The 23,763-nt window shown below is 42.6% G+C and carries 16 protein-coding genes; 7 read left to right on the forward strand and 9 right to left on the reverse strand.

Going from position 1 to position 23,763, the window contains the following annotated elements:
* From narH to DABAL43B_RS04270, 3 genes are all read right to left on the reverse strand, one after another.
* A complete protein-coding gene (narH, locus tag DABAL43B_RS04260; RefSeq protein ID WP_079691217.1) occupies positions 1–1,539 on the reverse strand; it encodes a nitrate reductase subunit beta in 1,539 nt (512 codons plus the stop codon).
* Positions 1,540–1,676: 137 nt separating this feature from the next.
* Positions 1,677–5,435 (reverse strand): nitrate reductase subunit alpha, encoded by a 3,759-nt coding sequence (locus tag DABAL43B_RS04265; RefSeq protein ID WP_079691218.1) that lies wholly within the window; start codon positions 5,433–5,435, stop codon positions 1,677–1,679.
* Between the two features lie 437 nt (positions 5,436–5,872).
* Positions 5,873–7,252, reverse strand: a complete 1,380-nt coding sequence (locus DABAL43B_RS04270) for a NarK family nitrate/nitrite MFS transporter (RefSeq protein WP_079691219.1) — start codon at positions 7,250–7,252, stop codon at positions 5,873–5,875.
* A 369-nt stretch (positions 7,253–7,621) separates the two neighbouring features.
* Here DABAL43B_RS04270 and DABAL43B_RS04275 point away from each other — a divergent pair, with 369 nt between their 5' ends.
* Both DABAL43B_RS04275 and narL read left to right on the forward strand, forming a co-directional pair.
* Entirely contained in the window at positions 7,622–9,661 is a 2,040-nt protein-coding gene (locus DABAL43B_RS04275) for a histidine kinase (protein WP_227516768.1), read from the forward strand.
* Between the two features lie 100 nt (positions 9,662–9,761).
* Positions 9,762–10,421 carry a two-component system response regulator NarL gene (narL, locus tag DABAL43B_RS04280; protein ID WP_079691221.1) on the forward strand — a complete coding sequence of 220 codons (660 nt, stop codon included), beginning with the start codon at positions 9,762–9,764 and terminating at the stop codon, positions 10,419–10,421.
* 118 nt (positions 10,422–10,539) lie between these two features.
* On the opposite strand, the gene DABAL43B_RS04285 is transcribed toward narL, so the two are convergent.
* Entirely contained in the window at positions 10,540–12,021 is a 1,482-nt protein-coding gene (locus DABAL43B_RS04285) for an MFS transporter (protein ID WP_079691222.1), read from the reverse strand.
* Positions 12,022–12,393: 372 nt separating this feature from the next.
* On the opposite strand from DABAL43B_RS04285, the gene DABAL43B_RS04290 reads away from it, so the two are divergent.
* The 4 genes from DABAL43B_RS04290 (at position 12,394) to DABAL43B_RS04305 (ending at position 17,338) form a co-directional block, all read left to right on the forward strand.
* A complete protein-coding gene (locus tag DABAL43B_RS04290; protein WP_079691223.1) occupies positions 12,394–12,795 on the forward strand; it encodes a DUF1971 domain-containing protein in 402 nt (133 codons plus the stop codon).
* Between the two features lie 606 nt (positions 12,796–13,401).
* The gene (locus DABAL43B_RS04295) at positions 13,402–15,516 is read left to right on the forward strand and encodes a nitric-oxide reductase large subunit (protein ID WP_413771841.1); all 2,115 of its coding nucleotides are present in this window, start codon (positions 13,402–13,404) and stop codon (positions 15,514–15,516) included.
* A gap of 262 nt (positions 15,517–15,778) precedes the next feature.
* Positions 15,779–16,807 carry a hypothetical protein gene (locus DABAL43B_RS04300; RefSeq protein WP_079691224.1) on the forward strand — a complete coding sequence of 343 codons (1,029 nt, stop codon included), beginning with the start codon at positions 15,779–15,781 and terminating at the stop codon, positions 16,805–16,807.
* Positions 16,808–17,101: 294 nt separating this feature from the next.
* Positions 17,102–17,338, forward strand: a complete 237-nt coding sequence (locus tag DABAL43B_RS04305; RefSeq protein WP_079691225.1) for a hypothetical protein — start codon at positions 17,102–17,104, stop codon at positions 17,336–17,338.
* A gap of 97 nt (positions 17,339–17,435) precedes the next feature.
* Here the strand turns inward: DABAL43B_RS04305 and DABAL43B_RS04310 are convergent, their stop codons facing one another.
* Positions 17,436–17,951 (reverse strand): hypothetical protein, encoded by a 516-nt coding sequence (locus DABAL43B_RS04310; protein WP_079691226.1) that lies wholly within the window; start codon positions 17,949–17,951, stop codon positions 17,436–17,438.
* 326 nt (positions 17,952–18,277) lie between these two features.
* Here DABAL43B_RS04310 and recJ point away from each other — a divergent pair, with 326 nt between their 5' ends.
* Complete coding sequence (gene recJ / locus DABAL43B_RS04315) at positions 18,278–20,104, forward strand: single-stranded-DNA-specific exonuclease RecJ (RefSeq protein ID WP_079691227.1); 1,827 nt, start codon at positions 18,278–18,280, stop codon at positions 20,102–20,104.
* A 104-nt stretch (positions 20,105–20,208) separates the two neighbouring features.
* Here the strand turns inward: recJ and DABAL43B_RS04320 are convergent, their stop codons facing one another.
* The 4 genes from DABAL43B_RS04320 to queE form a co-directional block, all read right to left on the reverse strand.
* A complete protein-coding gene (locus DABAL43B_RS04320) occupies positions 20,209–21,030 on the reverse strand; it encodes a trimeric intracellular cation channel family protein (RefSeq protein ID WP_227516739.1) in 822 nt (273 codons plus the stop codon).
* 73 nt (positions 21,031–21,103) lie between these two features.
* Positions 21,104–21,739 carry a trimeric intracellular cation channel family protein gene (locus DABAL43B_RS04325; RefSeq protein ID WP_079691228.1) on the reverse strand — a complete coding sequence of 212 codons (636 nt, stop codon included), beginning with the start codon at positions 21,737–21,739 and terminating at the stop codon, positions 21,104–21,106.
* 15 nt (positions 21,740–21,754) lie between these two features.
* On the reverse strand, positions 21,755–22,924 hold the full coding sequence (locus DABAL43B_RS04330; RefSeq protein WP_079691229.1) for a multidrug resistance efflux transporter family protein: 1,170 nt from the start codon (positions 22,922–22,924) through the stop codon (positions 21,755–21,757).
* Between the two features lie 86 nt (positions 22,925–23,010).
* The gene (gene queE / locus DABAL43B_RS04335) at positions 23,011–23,733 is read right to left on the reverse strand and encodes a 7-carboxy-7-deazaguanine synthase QueE (RefSeq protein ID WP_079691230.1); all 723 of its coding nucleotides are present in this window, start codon (positions 23,731–23,733) and stop codon (positions 23,011–23,013) included.
* Positions 23,734–23,763: the final 30 nt, after the last annotated feature.

Below are 23,763 nucleotides of genomic sequence, written 5' to 3' on the forward strand. Positions count from 1 at the left end.
TTATGACTCCCATTTCTGTACAGTATCGATGAAATCACGACGATTGGTTTTGCGTTGTCCGAACATACTGTTATCAGACGTACCTGAACAGCCTTCACCAAAGGTAAAGCCACAGCCATTACGTTCAGCAAACGCATCGCTTAACGCTTCTTCGCGATGCGCGGTTGGAATCACAAAACGATCTTCGTAGTTGGCGATAGCCAAATAGCGATACATCTCTTCAACCTGGAGTTTGGTCAGACCAACATCGTCTAAGATGCTTTGAACTTCTTGCTTTTCGACCAGTTGCATGCGTTTGTAGCTACGCATAGCAAGTAGACGCTTCAATGCAAGACGAACAGGCTCTTCATCACCTGCGGTCAACAGATTGGCCAAATAACGTAACGGGATACGTAAGCTGTCGACATCTGGAATCAGACCATCCATACCGACTTTGCCCGCTTCAGCAGCATTTTGAATCGGTGATAATGGTGGTACATACCAAACCATCGGTAGCGTACGGTATTCAGGGTGTAGTGGTAGCGCAAGCTTCCAATCTACTGCCAGCTTATATACTGGTGAGCGCTGCGCAGAATCAATCACTGACTGCGGCACACCGTCTTTTAACGCTTGAGCGATAACAGCAGGGTCATTAGGATCTAAGAATAAATCCAATTGCGCAGGATAAATGTCTTTTTCGTTTGGTGTACTGGCAGCTTCGGCGATTTTGTCAGCGTCATATAATAGGACGCCTAAGTAGCGGATACGACCGACGCAGGTTTCTGAACAAACGGTTGGCAAGCCAGCTTCAATACGTGGATAGCAGAAGATACATTTTTCAGATTTACCGGATTTCCAGTTGTAATAAATCTTTTTATACGGGCAGCCTGAGATACACATACGCCAGCCGCGGCATTTTTCTTGGTCGATAAGAACAATACCGTCTTCTTCACGCTTGTAGATCGCGCCACTAGGGCAAGCTGCTACGCAAGTTGGGTTCAAGCAATGCTCGCATAGACGCGGCAAATACATCATGAAAGTATTTTCGTACTCGCCGTAGATATCCGCTTGAATGTTGTCAAAGTTTTTATCTTTGCGACGTTTTTCAAATTCCGTACCTAAAATCTCTTCCCAGTTAGGACCCCATTCAATCTTCTGCATCCGCTTGCCAGTGATGGCTGAACGTGGACGGGCAATAGGCTGATGGGTACTGATAGGAGCGGTATGAAGATGCTGATAATCGAAATCAAACGGTTCGTAATAATCATCGATTTCTGGCAAATCAGGGTTGGCAAAAATATTTGCCAATACTCTAAATTTACCACCGATACGTGGATTTATGGTGCCGTTGGCATTACGTATCCAGCCGCCTTTCCATTTGGTTTGGTTTTCCCACTCTTTGGGATAGCCAATACCGGGCTTTGATTCAACGTTGTTGAACCATGCGTATTCCATACCTTCACGGCTGGTCCAGACGTTTTTACAGGTAACTGAGCAGGTGTGACAACCGATACATTTATCAAGGTTAAGCACCATGCCGACTTGCGAACGAATTTTCATGGATCTGTGCTCCAAATATTAGTAGAAAAAGCAGCTCTTTATTCTTCAGTAAGGTCGTTTTAAAAGATGTCGTTTCAAAAGATATTGTTTAAAAAAATAAATTCTAAAACGACCTATTTTCAGCAGAAGAAAACGCTTTAATCCTCGATGGTGGTTGGTAATGGACGAGGTAATTCGTTATCTGGCTTATCTTCTAGCCAATCGATTTTTGACATCTTACGAATCACAACAAACTCATCACGGTTACAACCCACGGTGCCATAGTAGTTAAAGCCATAAGATTGCTGAGCATAGCTACCAATCATATGCGTCGGCTTCAAGATAGTACGGGTCATTGAGTTATGAATACCGCCACGCGTACCGGTCTGCTCAGAACCTGGAATATTGACCAGTTTTTCTTGAGCGTGATACATCATGGTCATGCCTTCTTTGACCCGTTGGCTGACAATGGCACGAGCGGTAAGCGCGCCGTTGGCATTAAACAGCTCAATCCAGTCGTTATCGACGATACCTGCTTTGGCAGCATCAACTTCTGACATCCAAACACAAGGTCCACCGCGGCTTAAGGTCAGCATCAATAAGTTTTCAGAGTAAGTACTATGGATGCCCCATTTTTGGTGTGGTGTTAAAAAGTTCAGTACAATCTCTTTATTACCGTTTGGCTTGGCATCTTTTACCATCGCCGTGGTTTTGGTATCGATAGGTGGACGATACTGCTGCATTTGCTCGCCAAACGCTTGCATCCAAGGATGATCTTGATAGAACTGTTGACGACCAGTCAGGGTACGCCAAGGAATCAGCTCATGGACGTTGGTATAACCGGCGTTATAACTCACTTCATCTGACTCAATACCTGACCACGTTGGGCTTGAGATGATTTTACGGGGTTGTGCGACGATATCTTTAAAACGAATTTTTTCATGTTCGCTAGATTTGGCAAGATGGGCATGCTCGCGTCCGGTAAACTCAGACAATGCTTCCCAACCTTTTACGGCGACATGACCATTGGTTTCAGGAGCCAGCATCAAAATCATCTCAGACGCATTAACCGCAGTGTCAAGGCTTGGTCGACCTTCAGAGATACCAGGCTCAGTAACTCTATGATTTAAATCACCGAGCTGTTTGACTTCGGTTTTCATATCCCAATTTAAACCTTTTGAGCCGTTGCCTAATTTTTCTAAGGCAGGACCCATAGAAGTAAATTTCTTGTAAGTATTTGGGTAATCACGCTCAACCACCATAATCATAGGGCAGTTTTTGCCGGGTACTGGTTTTTCGCCTGCTGTTTTCCAGTCAGTGCCACCGAATGGCTGCGCCAATTCGCCCGGGCTATCATGTTGCATTGGTAAGGTCACGACATCAGTTTCAACGCCCAAATGTCCTTTTGACACTTCAGAGAAGGTCTTGGCAATGCCTTTATAAATTTCCCAATCCGTTTTAGATTCCCAAGCAGGGTCGGTCGCCGCAGTGAGTGGATGGATAAAGGGATGCATGTCTGAGGTATTCATGTCATCTTTTTCATACCATGTCGCCGTTGGTAGGACGATATCTGAATACATGCAGGTCGATGACATACGGAAGTCTAACGTGACAACCAAATCTAATTTACCAGTAGGGCCTTTTTCTACCCAATCGACTTCTTTTGGTTGCAGGTGACCTGCGGCATTTTCTTCATTGAGTAAGCCATTTTTGGTACCCAAGAAGTACTTGAGCATATATTCATGACCTTTACCCGATGAGCCCAAGAGGTTTGAGCGCCAGATAAACATGTTGCGCGGGAAGTTGTCTGGGTTGTCTGGCGATTCACAAGCAAAGCGTAGGTTGCCATCTTCAAGAGAATCGACAACATACTCTTCCACGTCTTTACCACTTGCTTTGGCTTTAGCGGCGATAGTCAGTGGGTTGCAGTTAAATTGCGGGGCAGAAGGAAGCCAGCCTGCGCGCTCTGCTTGAATGTTGTAGTCCAGCATGTGTTCTGGGAAAAATTTCTTATCGACAAGTGGCGAGAGTATTTCATGGGCAGAAATAGTTTCATGACGCCACTGTGAGCTGTGCGCATAGAAAAAGCTGGTACCAGCCATTTGGCGTGGTGGACGCATCCAGTCGAGCGCAAAGGCAAGAGGTAACCAGCCTGTTTGTGGACGCAGTTTTTCTTGACCAACATAATGCGCCCAACCGCCACCAGATTTACCGATACAGCCACAAAGCATGAGCATATTGATGACGCCGCGATAGTTCATATCGAGGTGATACCAGTGATTCATACCAGCGCCGATGATAATCATCGATTTACCATGTGTCTTATGCGCGTTTTCTGCGAACTCACGGGCAACTTGAATGACACGCTCACGGCTCAAACCAGTGATAACTTCTTGCCAAGCAGGAGTTCCTGGTACAGTCGCATCGTCATAGTCATCAGTAACATGCTCGCCACCAACACCATTATCTACACCAAGGTTGGCAACCGTTAAATCAAATACAGTGGCGACGATAGCGGTTGTACCATCGGCAAGGGTGATTGTTTTACAAGGAACGGTTTTTTGTTGTATGGCTTCGCCTGGTACTGACGCAAAATGTGGGTGTTCAACATGACCAAAGTAATCGAAGCCTACTAGGCAGGTTTCATTGCTGTCTTTCAACGTCAGTGTTAGATCAATATCTTCGCCTGTGGTACCATTTTTCTGCTCAAGATTCCACTTACCTTTTTCACCCCAACGATAGCCGATAGAACCGAGCGGAGAAACCAGTTCCCCATCACTGTTCAGTCCAATGGTTTTCCATTCTGGGTTGTTTTCTTGCCCTAAGTTATCAATTAAGTCAGAAGCGCGTAGATAGCGACCAGCATGGCGTGCGCCTTCTTCACCTTCTAGCATGACTAGGACGGGTAAGTCGGTATAGCGCTTGGCATAGCCTAGGAAATAATCACTTGGCTGCTTGAGATAAAACTCTTTGATAATGACATGGCAGAATGCTTGCGCAACGGCAGCATCGGTACCTTGTTTAGGGTTCAGCCATAAATCCGTTAATTTAGAGACTTCCGCATAATCAGGGGTGATTGAGACCGTCTTGGTGCCTTTATAACGAACTTCAGTGAAGAAATGCGCATCGGGTGTACGGGTTTGTGGGACGTTTGAGCCCCAAGCGATAATATAGTCAGAATTGTACCAATCGGCTGATTCTGGCACGTCAGTCTGCTCGCCCCAGACCATCGGCGAGGCTGGCGGTAAGTCACAATACCAGTCGTAAAATGATAAACAAACACCACCAATTAGCGATAAATAACGACTCCCAGCGGCGTAACTGACCATCGACATTGCAGGAATCGGAGAGAAGCCGATGATACGGTCAGGACCAAAAGTTTTGGCGGTATAAACGTTACTGGCAGCGATGATTTCGTTGACCTCAGCCCACGTTGAGCGGATGAAACCACCTAAGCCGCGCTTAGATTTATATTGTTCAGCTTTGATAGGGTCTTGGACGATACTGCCCCACGCGTCTACTGGATCAGGATATTGAGCTTTTGCTTCGCGCCATAATTTGAGGAGCGGCTTACGAACTTTAGGATATTTCACACGGTTGGCAGAATACATATACCAGCTGTAGCTTGCGCCACGAGGACAGCCACGCGGTTCGTGGTTTGGTAGGTCTGGACGGGTTTCTGGATAGTCGGTTTGCTGAGTTTCCCACGTGACTAAGCCATTTTTTACGTAGATTTTCCACGAACAAGAACCGGTACAGTTGACGCCATGCGTTGAACGCACCACTTTGTCATACTGCCAACGGCTACGATACACGTTTTCCCAATCACGAGACTCATCGCGCGTCTCGCCATGCCCATCGGAGAATTCGCCCTTTTTACGTTTAAAAAAACGGAATTGGTCGAGTAAATGGCTCATTTCGCTATCCTCTGTATTATTGCCTATGGTGTATCTAAAGCTGAATGGCGCAGTACAAATAATCGCTGCTCACGCTGTAAATATTTTTCGATGGTGTCATTTTAAGTAAGCCATCACAGTCTTACTATTAGCTAACATGAGCAGAGCACTACCACCTTAGTAGTAGCTATCAAAAATAAAATCTCATCAAAAAACGGTTAAGACGGTCATTTAAAGCAGTATTAAAAACATTATTAAGAAAAACATTAAGAATATTATTAAAGTTTTTTAATAAAAAACCAAAGGCACTCATCAAAATCCTAAAAAGTAGTTGGCAAAATTTAGACAAAAAAAGTGCTACTTACATGGGTAAGTAGCACAATTAAGAGAGGTTTTTTAGCTTAAAAATTTGCGGCTTAAAAGACCATTTTTAAAAGACAGCTTTTAAGAAAATAGTTTTAGCAAGGTATTTCAGCGTTAGAACGACTGTAATACCACCACGTTAATATAATACAGAGAACATAAAAAATGATTAAGGCAATAAAAGTACCATCAACACCCAGTCCAGAACCAAACATTTTAGGGATAAAGAAAGCGCCATAGGCGGCTATTGCTGAGGTGAAACCAACCACGGCCGCTGACTCTTTACGTATCTCGATGAATAACTCTTCTGTACCCGCTTTCTCTGGTTCACGGCGATCATGAAACGTTCTGAAAATCACAGGAATCATCGTAAAGGTAGAGCCATTACCGATACCTGTCGTAATAAATAACACCATGAAGGAGATAAAGTAGCCGACGAAACTGCCCTCATTGGTTTCACTAGGTAAGAAGTACATCACCGCCAACACTGCCAAAACCATGATCACATAGTTCCAAAATGTCACTTTTGCGCCACTGGTTTTATCAGATATCCAGCCACCTAATGGGCGAAATAATGCGCCGACTAGAGGACCTAGAAAAGCAAATTTGAGTGCATCAATGGCTGGGAATGAGTTTTTAATCAACATCGGGAACGCTGCTGAAAAGCCAATGAATGACCCAAACGTCGCCATATAAAGAATACACATGATCCAGTTGTGTTTACGTTTAAAGATAATGGATTGGTCTTTAAAAGAGGCTTTTGCGGTAGCAATGTCATTCATGCCAAACCAAGCTAATGCTGAAAATAGCAGGATAAAGGGCACCCAAATAAAGCCAGCGTTTTGCAGATAAAACAATTTGCCGCTTGCAGAAACTTGTGGATCGCCGCCCAAGCTACCAAATGCGGCAACCAGTATAATCATCGGTACGACAAACTGCATCACCGAGACACCAAGATTACCAAGACCCGCGTTTAGCCCAAGCGCAGTGCCTTGCTCAGCTTTTGGATAGAAAAAAGAGATGTTAGACATGGATGACGCAAAGTTACCACCACCGAAGCCGCAAAGTAGCGCAATAATGGCAAATATCATAAATGGCGTATCAGGATTTTGAACGGCAAAGCCCATCCACAGTGCTGGAATTAATAAAGAGGCTGTCGATATCGCTGTCCAACGTCGTCCACCGAAAATAGGCACCATAAAAGAATAAAAAATCCGCAGCGTCGCACCAGATAGACCGGGTAGCGCGGCGAGCCAAAATAACTGTCCTGCATCAAAATCAAAACCAATTTCTGGTAAGCGCACGATGACCGCGCTCCATACCATCCATACCGCAAACGCTAATAGCAATGATGGAATGGATATCCATAAATTTCGACGAGCGACTTTTTTACCACCGCCTTCCCAAAATTCTTCTACTTCAGGACGCCAGTCAGTAATGAGCTTACCACCTTTGAAGTTGTAATGACTGCCCATACGATTCCTCACTTAATATCGTCTATGCTTAGTTATAATTGGTGTTTTTATCACGTTAAGTCGCTATTGAAATCGCCATAGACTATCGTTTAGATTGCCAATAATCAGTCAGTAAACTTGAGCAATGACGGCATAGCACTAACGGATTTATTCACAGGCATTTGCTATATTTGTTGCAAATGATGACTTACGGTACTGTGATATGGCGGTTATGAGTATTCATACATAGTGGTATACTGATGGCTAAAAGGGGTAGGAGGCAGGCAAAAATTTAGCGTCTAAAATAAGATTTGAGCGCATAATTTTTGCTTGTTGGTACGCTTTAATTTGCAGTTGAGATGGTTTAATTATAGGTAAAAGCCACAAATGATGAATAGCTTGCGAAGACACTCTTTATCACTCCATGCTTGGGGCGCCGTCCTTATCGTCGCTATCTTATGCTTCATGTCAGCGATAGGAAGTGGTACGCTTGCTTGGGTAGCGAAGTCAGATGCTGAGGCTATTAATACGGCAGGCTCGATACGTATGGCAGCTTATCGTATAAGTTTTCAGCTTGCGACGGATTTTTCTGATGACAACCCTTTTAGCTCAAGTTTAAATATTCGGCAAGACAGCCTTAATCTTACTCATGACAAGCAAGTTGAAAAACAGGGTAAATTGGATTTTTCTAATAAAGACACCTCTGAAAAGGTCGAAATTCTTATCGAAGATATGGAAAGTCGGCTGGAAGAATTGCAGACGTACCAGTTGACAAGTGCTAACAGAAGTACGCCCATTACCAATCAACTCAATCAGATAAAATCCCAGTGGTTTCAGGCTTTAAAGCCTGCGTTACTAGGGCAAGATAAGCAGGCGTTTTATCGCGTTTCAGTCAAGTATATTGACGATGTTAATCGCTTGGTTAGCGAGTTGCAGTACAGAAACGAACAGCGTCAGACATGGCAGCAAAACCTACAAATATTATCACTGATATTAACCATCATTATTATGCTGATTGGCATGCGCCGACTGCATCAAGCAGTGCTAACGCCTATCAAGCAACTCATCAAAGCCAATAACCAATTTAAAAGAGGTAAGACCAATACCAGAGTATCTATAACGGGTTATAGAGAATTTGAGGTGCTTGGCAATTCTTTTAATGACATGGCAAGTACGATTGAGACCTATCAGCGCTCGCTTGAGAGTGAGGTGCAGATAAAAACCCAACATCTGACAAAAGCCAATCACGTACTGTCGCTGTTTTATGATTTTTCCAAATCTATCACCACCAACCAAGTCAGCTTGTATCGTCTCGATAAGTTGGTTGCTGATTTCAGTAAGACTTTGCCGCATTTAGAATTCACTTTATGTATACAGAATAAATATATAACCAATAAAAACGCCATCGTTCTACATGGCGAAAGAATGAAAGAGCTGTGCAAAAAACTTAATTGCGATAACTGCGTGACCAAAAATGGTGAGTTCACTAAGTCTTATCCTATCAGCCATCAACAAGAAGAGTTTGGTGAGTTACGCGTTAGACCAAAGTCTATGCTAGTAATGAATCGTTCTTTTATCTCTGATGATGACAGTAGCGAGATAACGGCTTCACAGCGTATTCAGATGACAGCAACAGGCAGTATTTTCCCGTTTTCGAGTGTTGAGTTGGATGCCCAAAATGACGAGTTAATCGTTGCGTTGACCAACTTAATCAGTGCGGCATTATCGCTGCGCAAACAAAGACAGCAAGAACATCAGCTTATTTTATTTGAAGAGCGATCGACCATTGCCAGAGAGTTGCATGACTCTTTAGCGCAGTCGTTGTCCTATTTGAAAATCCAAGTTAGCGTCTTAGAAAGGCATCTTAAAAATGCTGCCAGCGAGCCAGTTGAAGCGCCCATCTATCAAAATATCGAACAGATAAAAGTGGGGCTAGGTTCGGCTTATCAGCAGTTAAGAGATTTATTGGTGACGTTTCGCCTAACGATTGATAACGACAATTTTGATGAAGCATTACACGAAGCTGCCAGTGAATTTGCTTTAAAAGGCAGTTTTAATGTGACAGTCCACAATCGTATTATGACGCTTAATTTAAGTGCCACCGAACAGATAGATTTGATTCAAATTGCCAGAGAAGCCTTGTCAAATATTAGCCGCCATGCCCAAGCACAAAACGTAGAGATTCAGCTTGGCTATGAGGATAGTGATAAACATATCGTGATGAATATTATTGATGATGGGGTTGGGATGTCAATGCTAGGCAGTGTCGATCAGACACAGCATCACGGTTTGATGATTATGAAAGAGCGTGCCCATGATATCGGCGGCGAATTGATCGTGACTGATAACCAACCACGCGGCACTATTATTACTGTGAGATTTGAACCCAACTTCTTTGATGAAGATAGCAATAAAGACGCTTATTTGTAATCAAAAAAATGCTAGTTTTGAGCAATTAGCTGGTTATTTTTGAATGTATCATTTTCGGGTAATTAAACTCTTGTACCATTTTTTTATTTGTGAGTATGTTATGAGCACCAAAGTTTATACCAGTACGTCTCCAGCTAGGTTATTATTGGTCGATGATCATCCTATGCTACGTCGAGGCATCTTCGAGTTATTAAGTCTTGAGGACGATGTCAAAGTCGTTGGTGAAGCCAGCAATGGTCAAGAGGCGCTAGCATTTTTAGAAAATAATGAAGTGGATTTGGTGATACTCGACCATAAAATGCCGGTACTCACTGGTATTGAAACCTTAAGAGAAATCAAAGCAAGAAATATCAGTACCAAGACCGTTTTGTTCACGGTTTCTGATAGTGGTGAAGACGTACAAGAAGCTTTAAAATTAGGCGTCGATGGTTATCTGTTAAAGGATATGGAGCCTGAGTTGATTATTATTGATATTAGAAAAATACTACGCGGCGAGCTGGTCATCAGCCCAAATCTGGCTTCGATATTGGCACAAACGCTACGCACGCCAAGTATTCAAGATATTGCTAGCAATCTGACCACCCGAGAGCTACAAGTGATTCAAATGATCGCTGAGGGGCTCAGTAATAAGATGATCGCCAATAGTTTAGATATTGCCGAATCGACAGTGAAGGTACACGTAAAGCATATTCTTAATAAAACAGGTCTGCGCACGCGTGTCGAAGCAGCGGTTTGGACAGTAAACCATTTGTCTAAATAGCGATCTCTTAAAATAATGTTCACTAAGCTAAAGGTATTTATAGTCTAAACATAAAAACCCACCTAACTTTCGCTAGGTGGGTTTTTATGTTTAGACAGACAGACAAAAGGTCTGCATTTTAGCTTTGACTTTCTGCGGCAATCTGCCGATCGACCGATGACATTTTATACTCATCACCAAAGGCATCTTCAGGCTCTGCTAGCCAGAAATAGCACACAATCCACGCAATCAGCGCACCGATAGCGATAATATAAAAGAACTGATTGGGCTCAACAAAGGTATAAATGAATAAGTAGAATACCGCCCCAACGTTACCATAAGCGCCTGTCATCCCTGATATCTGACCAGTCAGACGACGCTTAATGGAAGGGATAATACCAAAGGTTGCGCCTTCTGCACCCTGCACAAATACCGAGCATAAGATGGTGAATACGACGGCGATAAACAGCGGCCATTCGGCATTGAGCAAGCCCATCAGCACAAAGCCAATAGCGATACCAAACATATAAACCAACATCACTAAACGACGATTACCGACTTTATCAGAGATATAGCCGCCAAGTGGACGCGCCCATAAATTCACAAATGCAAACGTTGACGCAATCAAACCTGCTGCGGTTGGATCCAATTTCCAAGTTGCCGCAAAGAACATCGGTAGCATGGAGACAACCGCTAGCTCTGCGCCAAAGTTAGCAAAGTAGCTCACATTCAAAGCAGCAACCGATTTAAAGGGGTATTTATCATCTTCTGGAATACCGGCTTTGATTATAGGTAAATTCACACTGATGGCTTTATAAATTTGATAAACAATCATCAATACAAGCACGCTGTAGCAGACGATAGCGCCTGTCATACTTAAAAAATTCATCGCTTGGGTACGATAAACCAGCAATCCCAATACGCCATATAATGGAATAATAAATAGGCAATATAACCACAAATCTTTCCAAGTAGATACTTCTAAAGCCCCTGATTTTCGTGCTTTTTTATGCGTACCAACCTCTGGTCCGTCAGTGATTAAAAACCAATAAGCTACGCCATATACAGCTAATAGCAAACCAGATAACGCAATTGCCCAGCGCCAGCCATCGTCACCACCAAAAAACTGTAAGGCTACAGTGGGTATGGTAATAGCGGCGGCAGCGGAACCAAAGTTACCCCAACCTGCATAGAAGCCTTCGGCAAAGCCAATGTCTTTTGGCTTAAACCATAAAGCTGTCATATGAATACCGACGACGAAACCTGCGCCAACGATAGACATGAATAACCGCGCGACGAATAGCTGCATGGCAGAATCACCAAAAGCGAAGAACCAAGTCGGTATTGCCATCACTACCATGAGTATGGAAAAAACGCGCCGAGGACCAAAACGGTCCAACGCCATTCCAACAATCACGCGACCAGGAATGGTCAAAGCGACGTTGGCAATCAGGAATAACTTAATATGATCAGGGGTCAAATAGCTTTCAGTCTGTAGCATCGACGTGGCAAGCGGCGCCATATTGAACCAGACATAAAAGGTCAGAAAAAAAGCAATCCACGTATAGTGAAGTGCTCTGATATCACGGCGTTCAAGCTCAAGTAATTCTTTTGCATGCATAATAATGTCCCCATTATAAATTCTGATGCTGGTAATGGGCACAAGATAGCAATAAGGGGGCTACATAACTATTGAGCGAAAGCAGTATAAGTACTCCTTTCCCTACTACTTAATAGGGAGTAATAAGTGGTTTTAGCTTTTTACCTATTCGTTTTACCTATTCATTTTACTTATTCATCCATAGTCACGAACACATGAGAGTAGCAAAACATTTCAAAAAATGTTATTTTGTATAAACGATAATTATTATCATTAACGGTTTTGTCTTTATCTATAAGACCTTTTTTTAAGACAGCTAAAGATAAAAAGTACTAAGATAAATAACCCTAGGATAAGCAAGCCTAATATAATTAAATAAACCAAGGAGCTATCATGAGTGACGCCACCACCACCAACCCAGTCGTTCCAAGCCATTGGAAAATAAAACGTTCGACCCATTTCTTTACCAAGGGTAAAGTCCCCTCTGCCTTATTGACCCATCACAATACGGCAGAGGGTGTATACGGGCAAATCTGTGTCATGCAAGGCACGGTGACCTTTTATGGGTTTGCTGATGAAGCTGCCACTGAACCCGAAAAAACCATTGTCATCAAAGCCGGACAATTTGCTGTCAGCCCACCTCAATATTGGCATCGTGTAGAGTTAAGTGATGATGCCCAATTCAATATCAACTTTTGGACAGAAGGTGATACAGGCAACAAGTCGATGTTCAATAGCTCAACGATACATACCAAACCTATTGAAAAGTTGTTTGATAAGCCAGATGAATCCTAATCTGGCTTTATTATTTAATAACCAATATTTAAAGCAAATTTTAACTTTTACGTATTGATTGGCAAGAAAGCTACCTAAATAGGTGGCTTTTTTGTTAATAGTGAACGCTGGAGTTTATAGTAATGATAATAATAAATAGAAATAATCATTAACATTCATATTAAATGAATGTTATTATGTTTCCAATTTGATGCTATATGTAAATTATCGTCAAATGAATTTAACCAATTAACCAATTAACCAATTAACCGATAAAGTCTACTTAGCTGCCAAATCCCTAATCTCAACCTTGATGCTAATCGGCAGAGAACTTTTAGGCAGTTATTAATAAACTTATATCAACGGGCAGTATTATTGTTAATTTTGGAAGCATGATTATATTTACAAACATTCATTTTAAATATACCTTTAAGGGGTTCAATCTATCTAGCCAATAGGAGCAAGATATGGGCGAGTATAAGAAGTATTGGTTCGGCTTACTTGCCGTCCTCATCATTACCTTTACCTTTCTAGGCTGGGGCGGCGTAGAAATCTATCGTACCGCACCCCCCCATACCTGATCAGTATATTGATACTAATGGGAAAGTTTTAATCACAGAAGAAGATATCTTAGATGGGCAGTCTGCTTGGCAGCGTACTGGTGGTCAGCAGCTTGGTTCTGTACTGGGTCATGGCGCTTATCAAGCCCCCGACTGGACAGCGGACTGGTTACACAGAGAGCTTGTAGCATGGTTAGATATCAGAGCAGAAGAGCTCTATGGGCATGATTTTGCTGCTGCTACTGACGATCAAAAAGCGGTGCTAAATGCGCAGCTGAAGAAAGAATATCGTGGTAGTGCTGTCAATGATAAAGACCAAGTGGTGTTATCTGATACTCGGATCGCCGCGATGAATGAGATTGCACCGTACTATATAGGTTTGTATGGTAATGAGCCTTCGTTACAAAAGTCGCGTGAAAACTTTGCAATGAAGAACAACACTTTGCCAAATCTTGAGGACAGACAAAAGCTCACCAATTTTTTCTTTTGGACGACTTGGATGGCTTCTACTAACCGTCCTGGCACTGATGCCACGTATACCAATAACTGGCCACATGAGCCACTTATTGATAACGTTCCGACATCAGAAAATATCATGTGGTCTATCGCTAGTGTGGTATTTTTAATCGCTGGAGTAGGTTTTCTGATTTGGGGTTGGTCTTTCTTACGTAAAGAAGAAGACGTGAAGCAAGTAACACCCGATACTGATCCATTAACTAGGATTGCGTTAACGCCTTCGCAAAAAGCGTTAGCAAAATATGGGGTTTTAGTCGTCGCATTGTTCGTCTTTCAAGTATTTATTGGTGGCTTTGTCGCGCATTATACCGTCGAAGGCCAAGAGTTTTATGGTATTCCAGTTGCTGACTTCTTCCCTTATTCACTCGTACGTACTTGGCATATTCAGGCCGCATTATTTTGGATAGCCACCGCTTTCTTAACGGCAGGGTTGTTCTTGACACCATTTATCAATGGCGGTAAAGATCCTAAATATCAAAAATTGGGCGTTGATATACTGTGGTTTGCGCTCATTATCGTGGTCGTTGGTTCGTTCGTTAGCCAATACTTTGCCATTGCCGGTATCATGCCAGCAAAATACAACTTCTGGTTTGGTCATCAAGGCTATGAATTTATTGATCTTGGTCGATTCTGGCAGATTCTAAAATGGGTTGGTATTTTATTCTGGTTGGTATTAATGACCCGTGGTTGTTTACCGGCATTTAAACAAGAAGGCGATAAGAACTTACTGGCGATATTCTTTGCTTCTGTGGTTTGCGTCGGTTTATTCTACGGTGCTGGCTTGTTCTATGGCGAACGTACACACTTAACCATTATGGAATACTGGCGCTGGTGGGTGGTACATTTATGGGTAGAGGGCTTCTTTGAAGTATTTGCTACTGTATCGCTTGCCTTTATTTTCTATAACTTAGGTTTGGTAAATAAAAAGATTGCTACTGGTTCCGCCATTGCTTCTGCGGCACTATTTATGCTCGGCGGTGTACCCGGTACTTTCCATCATTTGTATTACTCTGGTACTACCACCCCAGTGATGGCAATCGGTGCCTCATTTAGCGCGCTAGAAGTTGTACCCTTAGTCGTATTGGGTTATGAAGGTTATGAGCATTGGTCGCTACAGCGTCAAGCGCCATGGATGAACAAACTCAAATGGCCTATCATGTGCTTCGTTGCCGTTGCATTCTGGAATATGTTGGGTGCTGGTGTGCTTGGCTTTATGATTAACCCACCGGTGTCATTGTTCTATTTACAAGGGTTAAATACGACTGCCGCTCACTCTCATGCTGCATTATTCGGGGTTTATGGATTCTTAGCGATTGGTTTTATCTTACTGGTCATGCGTTATATTCGTCCAGATTATATCTTCAATGAAAACCTCATTAAAACGGGCTTTTGGGCGCTAAATATAGGCTTGGTATTGATGCTTGTGACCAGTTTATTACCCATTGGTATTTACCAAGCTTACGCTTCAATGACGGAAGGTCTATGGTACGCTCGTAGTGAAGGTTTCTTACAGCAAGACTTCTTACAAACACTACGCTGGATTCGTACCTTTGCTGACGTCATCTTTATCGTTGGTGCCGTTTGTGTGGCGTTACAGGTGGTCAAGTTTGCTTTTGCAAAGCCATCACATTCAAACTACCAACCTGATAATCCCGTGAATGATTAACAAAATGTGAATTAGTAGAGTGCTGATTCATAACATAGCGTAACAGTAAAAAAGCCCTGATAATTCAGGGCTTTTTTATTGGCTAGTTAAAAGTCTTTTCTATTAAAAATATTTGATCATTGAGTCTTTTGAAGGTTCACTATTTTTTGAAAAGCTATATCGTTTCCTTCATTCGATGTCGCTAGAATGAGCTATATTTATTATTTATTTTATACAGCCATGCTATTCTAATTTTATTGCTCACAGGCTTAAGGAGATGACCATGTTACGTTATGTAGGGTTACGCTATTTAGGTGTTTTACTTTTGCTATCGATAATACCGCTATCGCTGGCTGAGGCAAGTACTAAAGCTACTAGCAATAAGACTAATAATATTGTGCTACCAAAAAAGCTCATTGTTGAATTGGTAGAAAAACGCTGCTCTTCACCAAAGCCTAATCCCAAAGTAAGTTCTGCTCTTGAGTATCGCTGTTCAGATAAATATGAAGATGCTGATGGTGACGAGCAGAGCATGGATTATAGTCTGCGCTTACTACCATTGATAAAGGAGGATTTTAATCGCGATGGCATTGAAGATATAGCTTTAGAAGTCGAATCTATGGGTCCATTGGGAGGGAGTGTTTATTCCAATAGTACGATTTATTATCTGCTATTAAATCAGAATAAAAGTATTATCAATGAACATGAAATATTGCTCTATGCACCCTTTAGCGAGCATATCGTTGAGTACGAGGTGAAGGGTAAACAAATTTATTATAGCGCAGTGCCTAACTATCGCTCGCATCCTGAAGCATATGAGGATGGTGAGCTGCTAGAGCCGGTAATTGAGTTTACGGTAAATTGGGAAAAGAGCAGTCCTGTTAGTAGTTATTATCGGGATAATTGCCGACTATCTCGTATCAAAAATAAGAGCTTGTTAGACCTTAGTCTTGGTGGGACGAGTCATGAAGATATTGATATACATGACTATACCCAAGTGATTACTGAATCCATTCAGGCAAATGGACTCAGTATTGAAGCGACGTTATCGGGATGCGACTTAAGTAGCGTTTCATACAATATTAAGCCACAACAAGGCAAGTCATTACCGGTATTTTCAGAAGTTTTAAAGACTCTCATACCTGTAGCGCATCATACCAAGCAGCTAAAAACGCTACAAACGTTAGAAAAACGCTCGTCACTAAAATTTGCTGAGATAATACCCTTATATAGTGGCTGGCAAGCTATCGTGCATGTTGATAGAGAGGATAAAACACCACACATACTTATTGTGATTGAACAAACTGAATAGATTGCTCTCTTAAAAGATACGTGAAAGAAAGCATTTATCGATATCTTGTTATGCTTGAATAACAAAGAGAAAACCCATCTATGACAGTTGGTCTTAGCTGGGTGTTTATGACATGACTTTTAACAGTTTTGATCGTGTTACTTTGTTACCATCGATATTCACGACGATATAAGATGAATGATTAAAAATGTATTTTTACCAGAGATTAAATGTCACATGAATCGTAAGCTACTTATTTTTTGTATCTTAATTGCTTTGATACCCAGTCTATTTTTTATAAGGAGTGTGTATGTGATGTCTGATTATCACGTACAGCAGTGTCACTGGAAAGGCTCTGGATCAAAAATCATGGGGGATGGGTTTAGTTTTGATGACTATGTTCGGCTCGAAGATGGAGTGATTCTCATTGATAAGCAGACAACTGCGCAAATAGTGCTTAGAAAATATCGTCCTTATGCGGATAATATTATTATAGTTGGGGATATGAAGTTCGTTGAGTTAGAGATGTATTATGAAAAAGGCTGTCATTAAGCAGTAAAGTGCATAGCTAGGTTGAAATAAAGAGCCCGTTAAGATAGTTGTTCTTAGCGGGCTTTTTTTATGACATGATTCTTAATGTCTAACAGTTTTAGACATTTTTACCGTGTTGCTTTTGTTGAATATCTTTTGCTAAGTTATAGCATTCATTGATATGGTCAGTCGCAATCTTCTTAAAAATCATATAGCCCATTGTGCCCGCGACCAGTTGCCCACCGAGTGGGATGAACTTGGTGACTTGCTTCGCAGCGATACGACCACCAAAGCCTTGAACGGTCTTTTTAACGATACCACGAGTTGCCATCAGTCCTGCAAAATCAACGGTACGATCTTTTAGCGCACTCCAGTGAATAGCGCGTGACTCTAGATCTACAGCAGCCTTACGGTCTTCGAGCAAACCAAAGCGCTCACTAATCTCAGGTAGCAGCATCGTCAGCATGCCAGCGTCAACTGCCACATCAAAAAATGGCACAGGAACGATGGCAACACCAGCAGAGATTCTGGCGCGTTTTTTGACCATAGCGATACATTCTTTTTTGACTTGCTCAAGATCTAAATTTGGATCAATAGTATTGGATAGTTTTTCAGCAGCGGGGGTGGTTTTCATAAAGTATCCTTAAAGTAATTAAAAGAAGAAGCAATTAAAAGAAAAACAGTGAATAATAAAGCATCAAATATTAAATTAGATGGCAAGCATCTGATGTGCTTATAAGATGTTTACCATTTTATGGATTTATAAGCGCCATACAATCATTGCTTTGTAGCAAAATGCATAAAATTACGGTCAATATGAACAGTTTTTGTAAATGACGCGATATGCTTAAATTATGCTATAAGTTACGTCATTGTGACCGCCTAAATAATTAATAACTCTATACTGACGTGCTGAAAATTAACATTGTGACCGCCTGCCAAAGCCAGTAGAATACCGATATGCTAAATTTAACCCCCCGTTATATCAGCACTCGCATCGACGAGTTGCCCGCCGCGTTGCAACCACTTGCCGCCCAATCCTTCACCCTTGCTCGCCTATATGCGGGTCGAGGGATCGTGCAACCTGATGAACTTGAAACTCAGTTATCCGGTTTGTTACCTGCTGAGAGGCTAAAAGGTATTATTGAGGCGGTAAATCTCTTAGATGTCGCCATCGATGAAGGGCAACGTATTCTTATCGTTGGTGACTTTGATTGCGATGGGGCCACCAGTACTGCGCTCATGATGCGCGCGCTGACAGCGATGGGTGCTAAGGTAGACTTTTTGGTGCCGGATCGCTTTAAATACGGTTATGGTCTGACGCCAGAGATTGTCGAATTAGGTATTGAGACTTATCAGCCGCAAATGATTGTCACGGTAGACAATGGAATCTCAAGCCATGAAGGTGTTGCACGTGCGCAGGCTGATGGTATCACCGTCATTATCACTGACCATCACCTGACGACTAAAGAGACGCCACCTGCGGAAGCCGTGGTCAACCCCAATCAGCTCGATTGTAATTTTACCAGTAAAGCGCTCGTGGGCGTTGGCGTGGCGTTTTATGTACTGGGGCGACTTGCGAAACTACGCCGCGAAGTGGGCAAGTCTACTGTCCAAGTAAGTCAGTATCTGGATTTAGTGGCGCTTGGGACGATTGCTGATGTTGGTGTCCTTGATAAAAACAATCGTATTTTAGTACATCATGGGTTGAACGCCATTCGTCAGGGGCGCTGCTCTTTGGGTATATTAGCGTTATTAGAGCAAGCAGGTCGTGATCCCAAAAAACTACAGGCGCAAGACTTTGGTTTTGTCTTAGGGCCGCGTATCAATGCCGCTGGTCGTATGGATAATATGCGCATCGGTATCGAGTGTTTACTAGCGGATGACTGGCAAACCGCGCAACGATTGGCGCAAGAGCTTGAGCAGCTCAATCGTATACGTCGTCAAGTAGAAGGCGAGATGCGTGAGCAAGCGGATAGCATCGTCCAAGCGTTAGCTACTGCTGCTACAGATATTGATGACAATGCTAATGCTGACGAAAGCGCTGATATGATTATTCAGCATAAAACTGAGAAACAGGTTGTTAATAATCACGATCGCAGTATTGTGTTATATCAAGATGACTGGCACCAAGGCGTGATCGGTATCGTTGCAGGTCGCTTAAAAGAAAGCCATTATTTGCCTAGCATTGTTTTTGCGCCAGCGGATACTAAGCGCACGGGTGACGATGATGCTATTAAAGGCTCGGCGCGTTCTATCGCAGGCGTGCATATTCGTGATGCGATTGAGCAAGTTGCCGAACGTCATCCTGATTTAATCAGCCATTTTGGTGGTCATGCGATGGCAGCAGGATTGACATTGAAACGGGGTAATTTTGATGGCTTTGTGACAGCTCTTAGCGACGTACTGGCACAGATGGATGATGAAGTATTTGCTGAGCAGAAATTTACCGATGGTCCTTTGCAAGCGGGCGACTTTAGCTTATGGCTCGCTGAGCATTTAGCGGATGCCAGCATTTGGGGACATGGATTCGCGCCCCCGATATTTGATGGTGTATTTGAAGTCTTAAACTTTAAAATACTAAAAGACAAACATCTTAAGTTATCTCTGCGTTATCCCGATGTGCAGTACCCAATTGAGGCAATTCAATTTAACTTTGATAGCAGTGCTTGGGATTACCGCGCCGAAAAAGTGCATATATTGTTTGAGTTAGATATCAATGAGTGGAATGGCAAACAAAGCTTGCAATTAATGGTTAAGGATTTGGCGGTTATTACTGAGGTCTAAAATTATTTCTTGTCGCTATTGAGCTAAAAAGGGCGTTAATCATAAAGATTAATGCCCTTTTTCTGACTTTACGTTTTGTTGTTTTTGATATAAAACTAATTATATTAAAGCGAATGCTTTTTCATCAGACTAATATCTGGGAAGTGCCAATCATAGCGTACTGCCATCATGCGAATCACAAAAATAGTCATCATCGTTGACGCTTCTTTTATCCAAGGCGTAATGCCCATGCCTTCCATGACAAAATACAATATCCCACCGATAATCGCTGCGGTCACATAAATCTCACGCTGCAATACTAATGGAATCTCATTACATAGCATGTCACGAATGACACCGCCGAATAAAATATTCAATACCCCAAGTAAGATACAGATAGGAATATTTGCACCCATTTCTTGCGCCACTTGTATACCAATTAAGGTGAAAATTGCTAGTGCCAAGCCATCAAAGAGCTTTAATAAGCCATCCACATGGCGGGCCTTTGGGTTACAAAATATCTGAAAGCCAACGGAAGTAATAGTAATGATTAATAGATAATTCATATTGACCATCCAAAATAATGGATAGCGATCAAGAATAATATCACGCGCGGTAGGGCCGCTGATAGCTGCAATCATAGCCACTAGAATACAGCCGAACACATCAAAGTTTTTATGCTTTGCTAAAATCGTTCCTGAGACGCTACAAGCAAAAATGCCGAACATTTCCAGCCAAAACATAAATGAAGTTGGCTCAAATCGCGTGACAAACTCAGGTGTTAGAGCTAGCGGATTTTGCGTTACTGCATTAACAGCCGGTCCAACAGAGGCAGCAATGTTAGAGGTGGCAGTCACGCTTAAGGGCGCGGCGAACAATAGATCAAAAGGTTGACCAAATAAAGTAATACAGCAGGCATTCAGCCACGCATAGACATTGACACTCATAATACTGATCATAAGGATTCACACAGAAAATTCGCTTAGTAAGTTAACAGGTGGCTAAGCGTTTAGTCACCTGTTAACTTACTAAGCGAATGGAAGGAAGATGCCAATCAAATCTCAATGCCAGCATGCGCACGGCAAAGATGACAAACAGCATAGTAAATTCGTTTGCTATAGCGTCAAGACCCCAGTAGTCGAGCACCAAATACGTCAATGACCCTGCGACACTGGCAGTGATATAAATCTCACGCTGGAGTAACAAAGGTATTTCATTACAGATAATATCACGTAATAAGCCACCGATAATGGCAGTCCAAACTCCCATCATGACAGCGATAACTGGTGACATATCTTGCGCCAATGCCACTTTAAAACCGATAACGCTGAATGCTGCCAAACCAATGGCATCAAAGAGTTTGAGCGCATTATCAATCTTATGATACAGATGAAAAAATATTTGTAAGATAAGCGAGGTGAGGGTAATAACAATCACATAGTTAAGATCGGTCATCCAAAATAATGGATGGCGATCGAGCGCCATGTCTCGTAGCGTACCACCGCCAATGGCATTGACCATAGACACTAGGATACAGCCCGCAACATCAAAGCCTTTATGCTGAGCGAGCAACGTACCAGCGATAGCGCAAGCAATCACCCCAACCATATCTAATAAATATAGTAGAATATCTGGGAAAATGAAACTATTTATCATTGATGTTTTTTAGCCTCACCCATCTTTTGCAAATAATATCAGCCCTAGCATAATCAGCCCGATACCGACTAAGCCCAATGCCGAAGGTATCGCATTATTTAGCAGTAATATACCGCCAATTAAAGCAAATATGACCTCGCTGGCTTGGGTAGAGTCCACGCCAGCGACTTCACTTGACGTCACTGCTTGCTCACGGGCATATAAAAATATACTTGTCGCGGCAACGCCTGCCAATAAAGCCACCAGCAAAGTATTGAATAGCTGCGAGGTAGCAGGTGCTTCAGGGCGCACTATCAAGCCTAAAATTAGCCAAAATGGTAAACTACCAAGGGTCATTAGCCATATTTTATTAAAGGCGTTTTGCAGTAAGGTCGTCTCAATAGCAGGAATACGAGCGATTAGGTTTTGTAATGCAGAGGTTGGCTGAGTAGTGGTCGTGCTATTTGCATTTAGCGTGTTGTTTGGCACATCATGAGGGCGTGTATCGACAGCTTGTGTGGCAACAGAGAGCACTGGCGCTTCGGTGATAAGTTGTTGTGTATGCGTGTCGATATTATTTTGATGGTCGGCGCTTTCTCTTGCTTGTTGTCGCTCAGCAGTATGTTTGCGAGAGTTGTGGGAGACTTGCCAAACCAGTTGATTACCGATGGGGTAACTAAACGCCGCAACCAGCGCAGGCAGAGCGCCATATAGCAGCATATCAGCCATTGGAACGGTATTGATATCTGCTAGGGCAGAGGCACGTAATCCCTCGCTGACGTTGACGAGTACCACGCCAATAAAGACCAGCAGCGCATAAAGAATGAATTTTTTATCAAAGCGTTGCCCAAATGCCAATAATACCAACAGACTGGTAACTACGGTAAACATAAAAGTCGCCGCGACGACCCAGCCGGCAACGTGGTCACCAGCATAGCAAATGCCAGTATAAAATACACCAAAGCCGATACTACCGGTAGTGCACCAAAATCGCCAATGCTGAAAGAAGATAGCGCTCAATTCTTTAATGCGCCCAAAGCCATGCTGCATCGTAATAATGACGGTGATGATTAACCACATAAATAAATAGCGCAGACTCGCTGACCAAAACCAATGGCCACCGGCACTACTCATCAGCTCATTTAAGATAAACGTGGAGCTAAAGAACGCACCGGCCAATAAGCCCAATAAAATTAGTTTGACCATCCATGTGTCCTTATAGCTGCCTAGCTATTTATTTATATTATCCATACAGATTATTTATTTGGAGCATTTATTCAGGTTTTCGGATGTTATTTACCTTTAGCATCCGCCCAAATAATTTTGTGTAATTGCAACTGAAAACGTACCGGCAAGGCATCGCTTAATATCCATTCAGCAAGCTCTCGCGCTAATACAGGCACATCAGGGCTACTGTCATTCTCAGCGACATTGAACATTGGTGAAAACCAAACTGTACCGACCAATTCATCTAGCTTATATTCGATAAGTTTGGCCTTTGCCCAGTCATAGTCTTTACGGTTCATAATCACAAACTTAAGCTGATCGTGCTGAGTCAGATAATCAAGATTTGACCATAAATTTTTATCAACTTCGCCTGAGCTTGGGGTTTTCAGATCCATCACCTTGCTGACCGCTGGTGGGACGTTTTCGACCGTCAGTGCACCTGCGGTTTCAAGTGAGATTTCATAATCGTCATTCAGCAAACGTGTCATCAATTCAATGGCATTTGGCTGCGCTAAAGGCTCGCCACCAGTTAGACAAATGCGCTTACACGGGAAGCTTGCGATAGTCGTCATGATGGTCTCAAGCGACTGACGCTCGCCGCCACTAAAAGCATATTCGGTATCGCAGTAGACGCAGCGCAGTGGACAGCCAGTTAGGCGGACGAATATGGTCGGCAAACCTGAGGTCAGCGCCTCACCTTGCAAGGAATAAAAAATCTCGGTCAAACGTAACCCAGCTTCTGGATCAGTAACAGGAATCGCAGAAGTGCGTAAAGATAACTCACTCATAATATTTCAAATACAATTAGATGTTGATAA

It is taken from the genome of Psychrobacter sp. DAB_AL43B (assembly GCF_900168255.1).
Taxonomy (GTDB): Bacteria; Pseudomonadota; Gammaproteobacteria; order Pseudomonadales; family Moraxellaceae; genus Psychrobacter.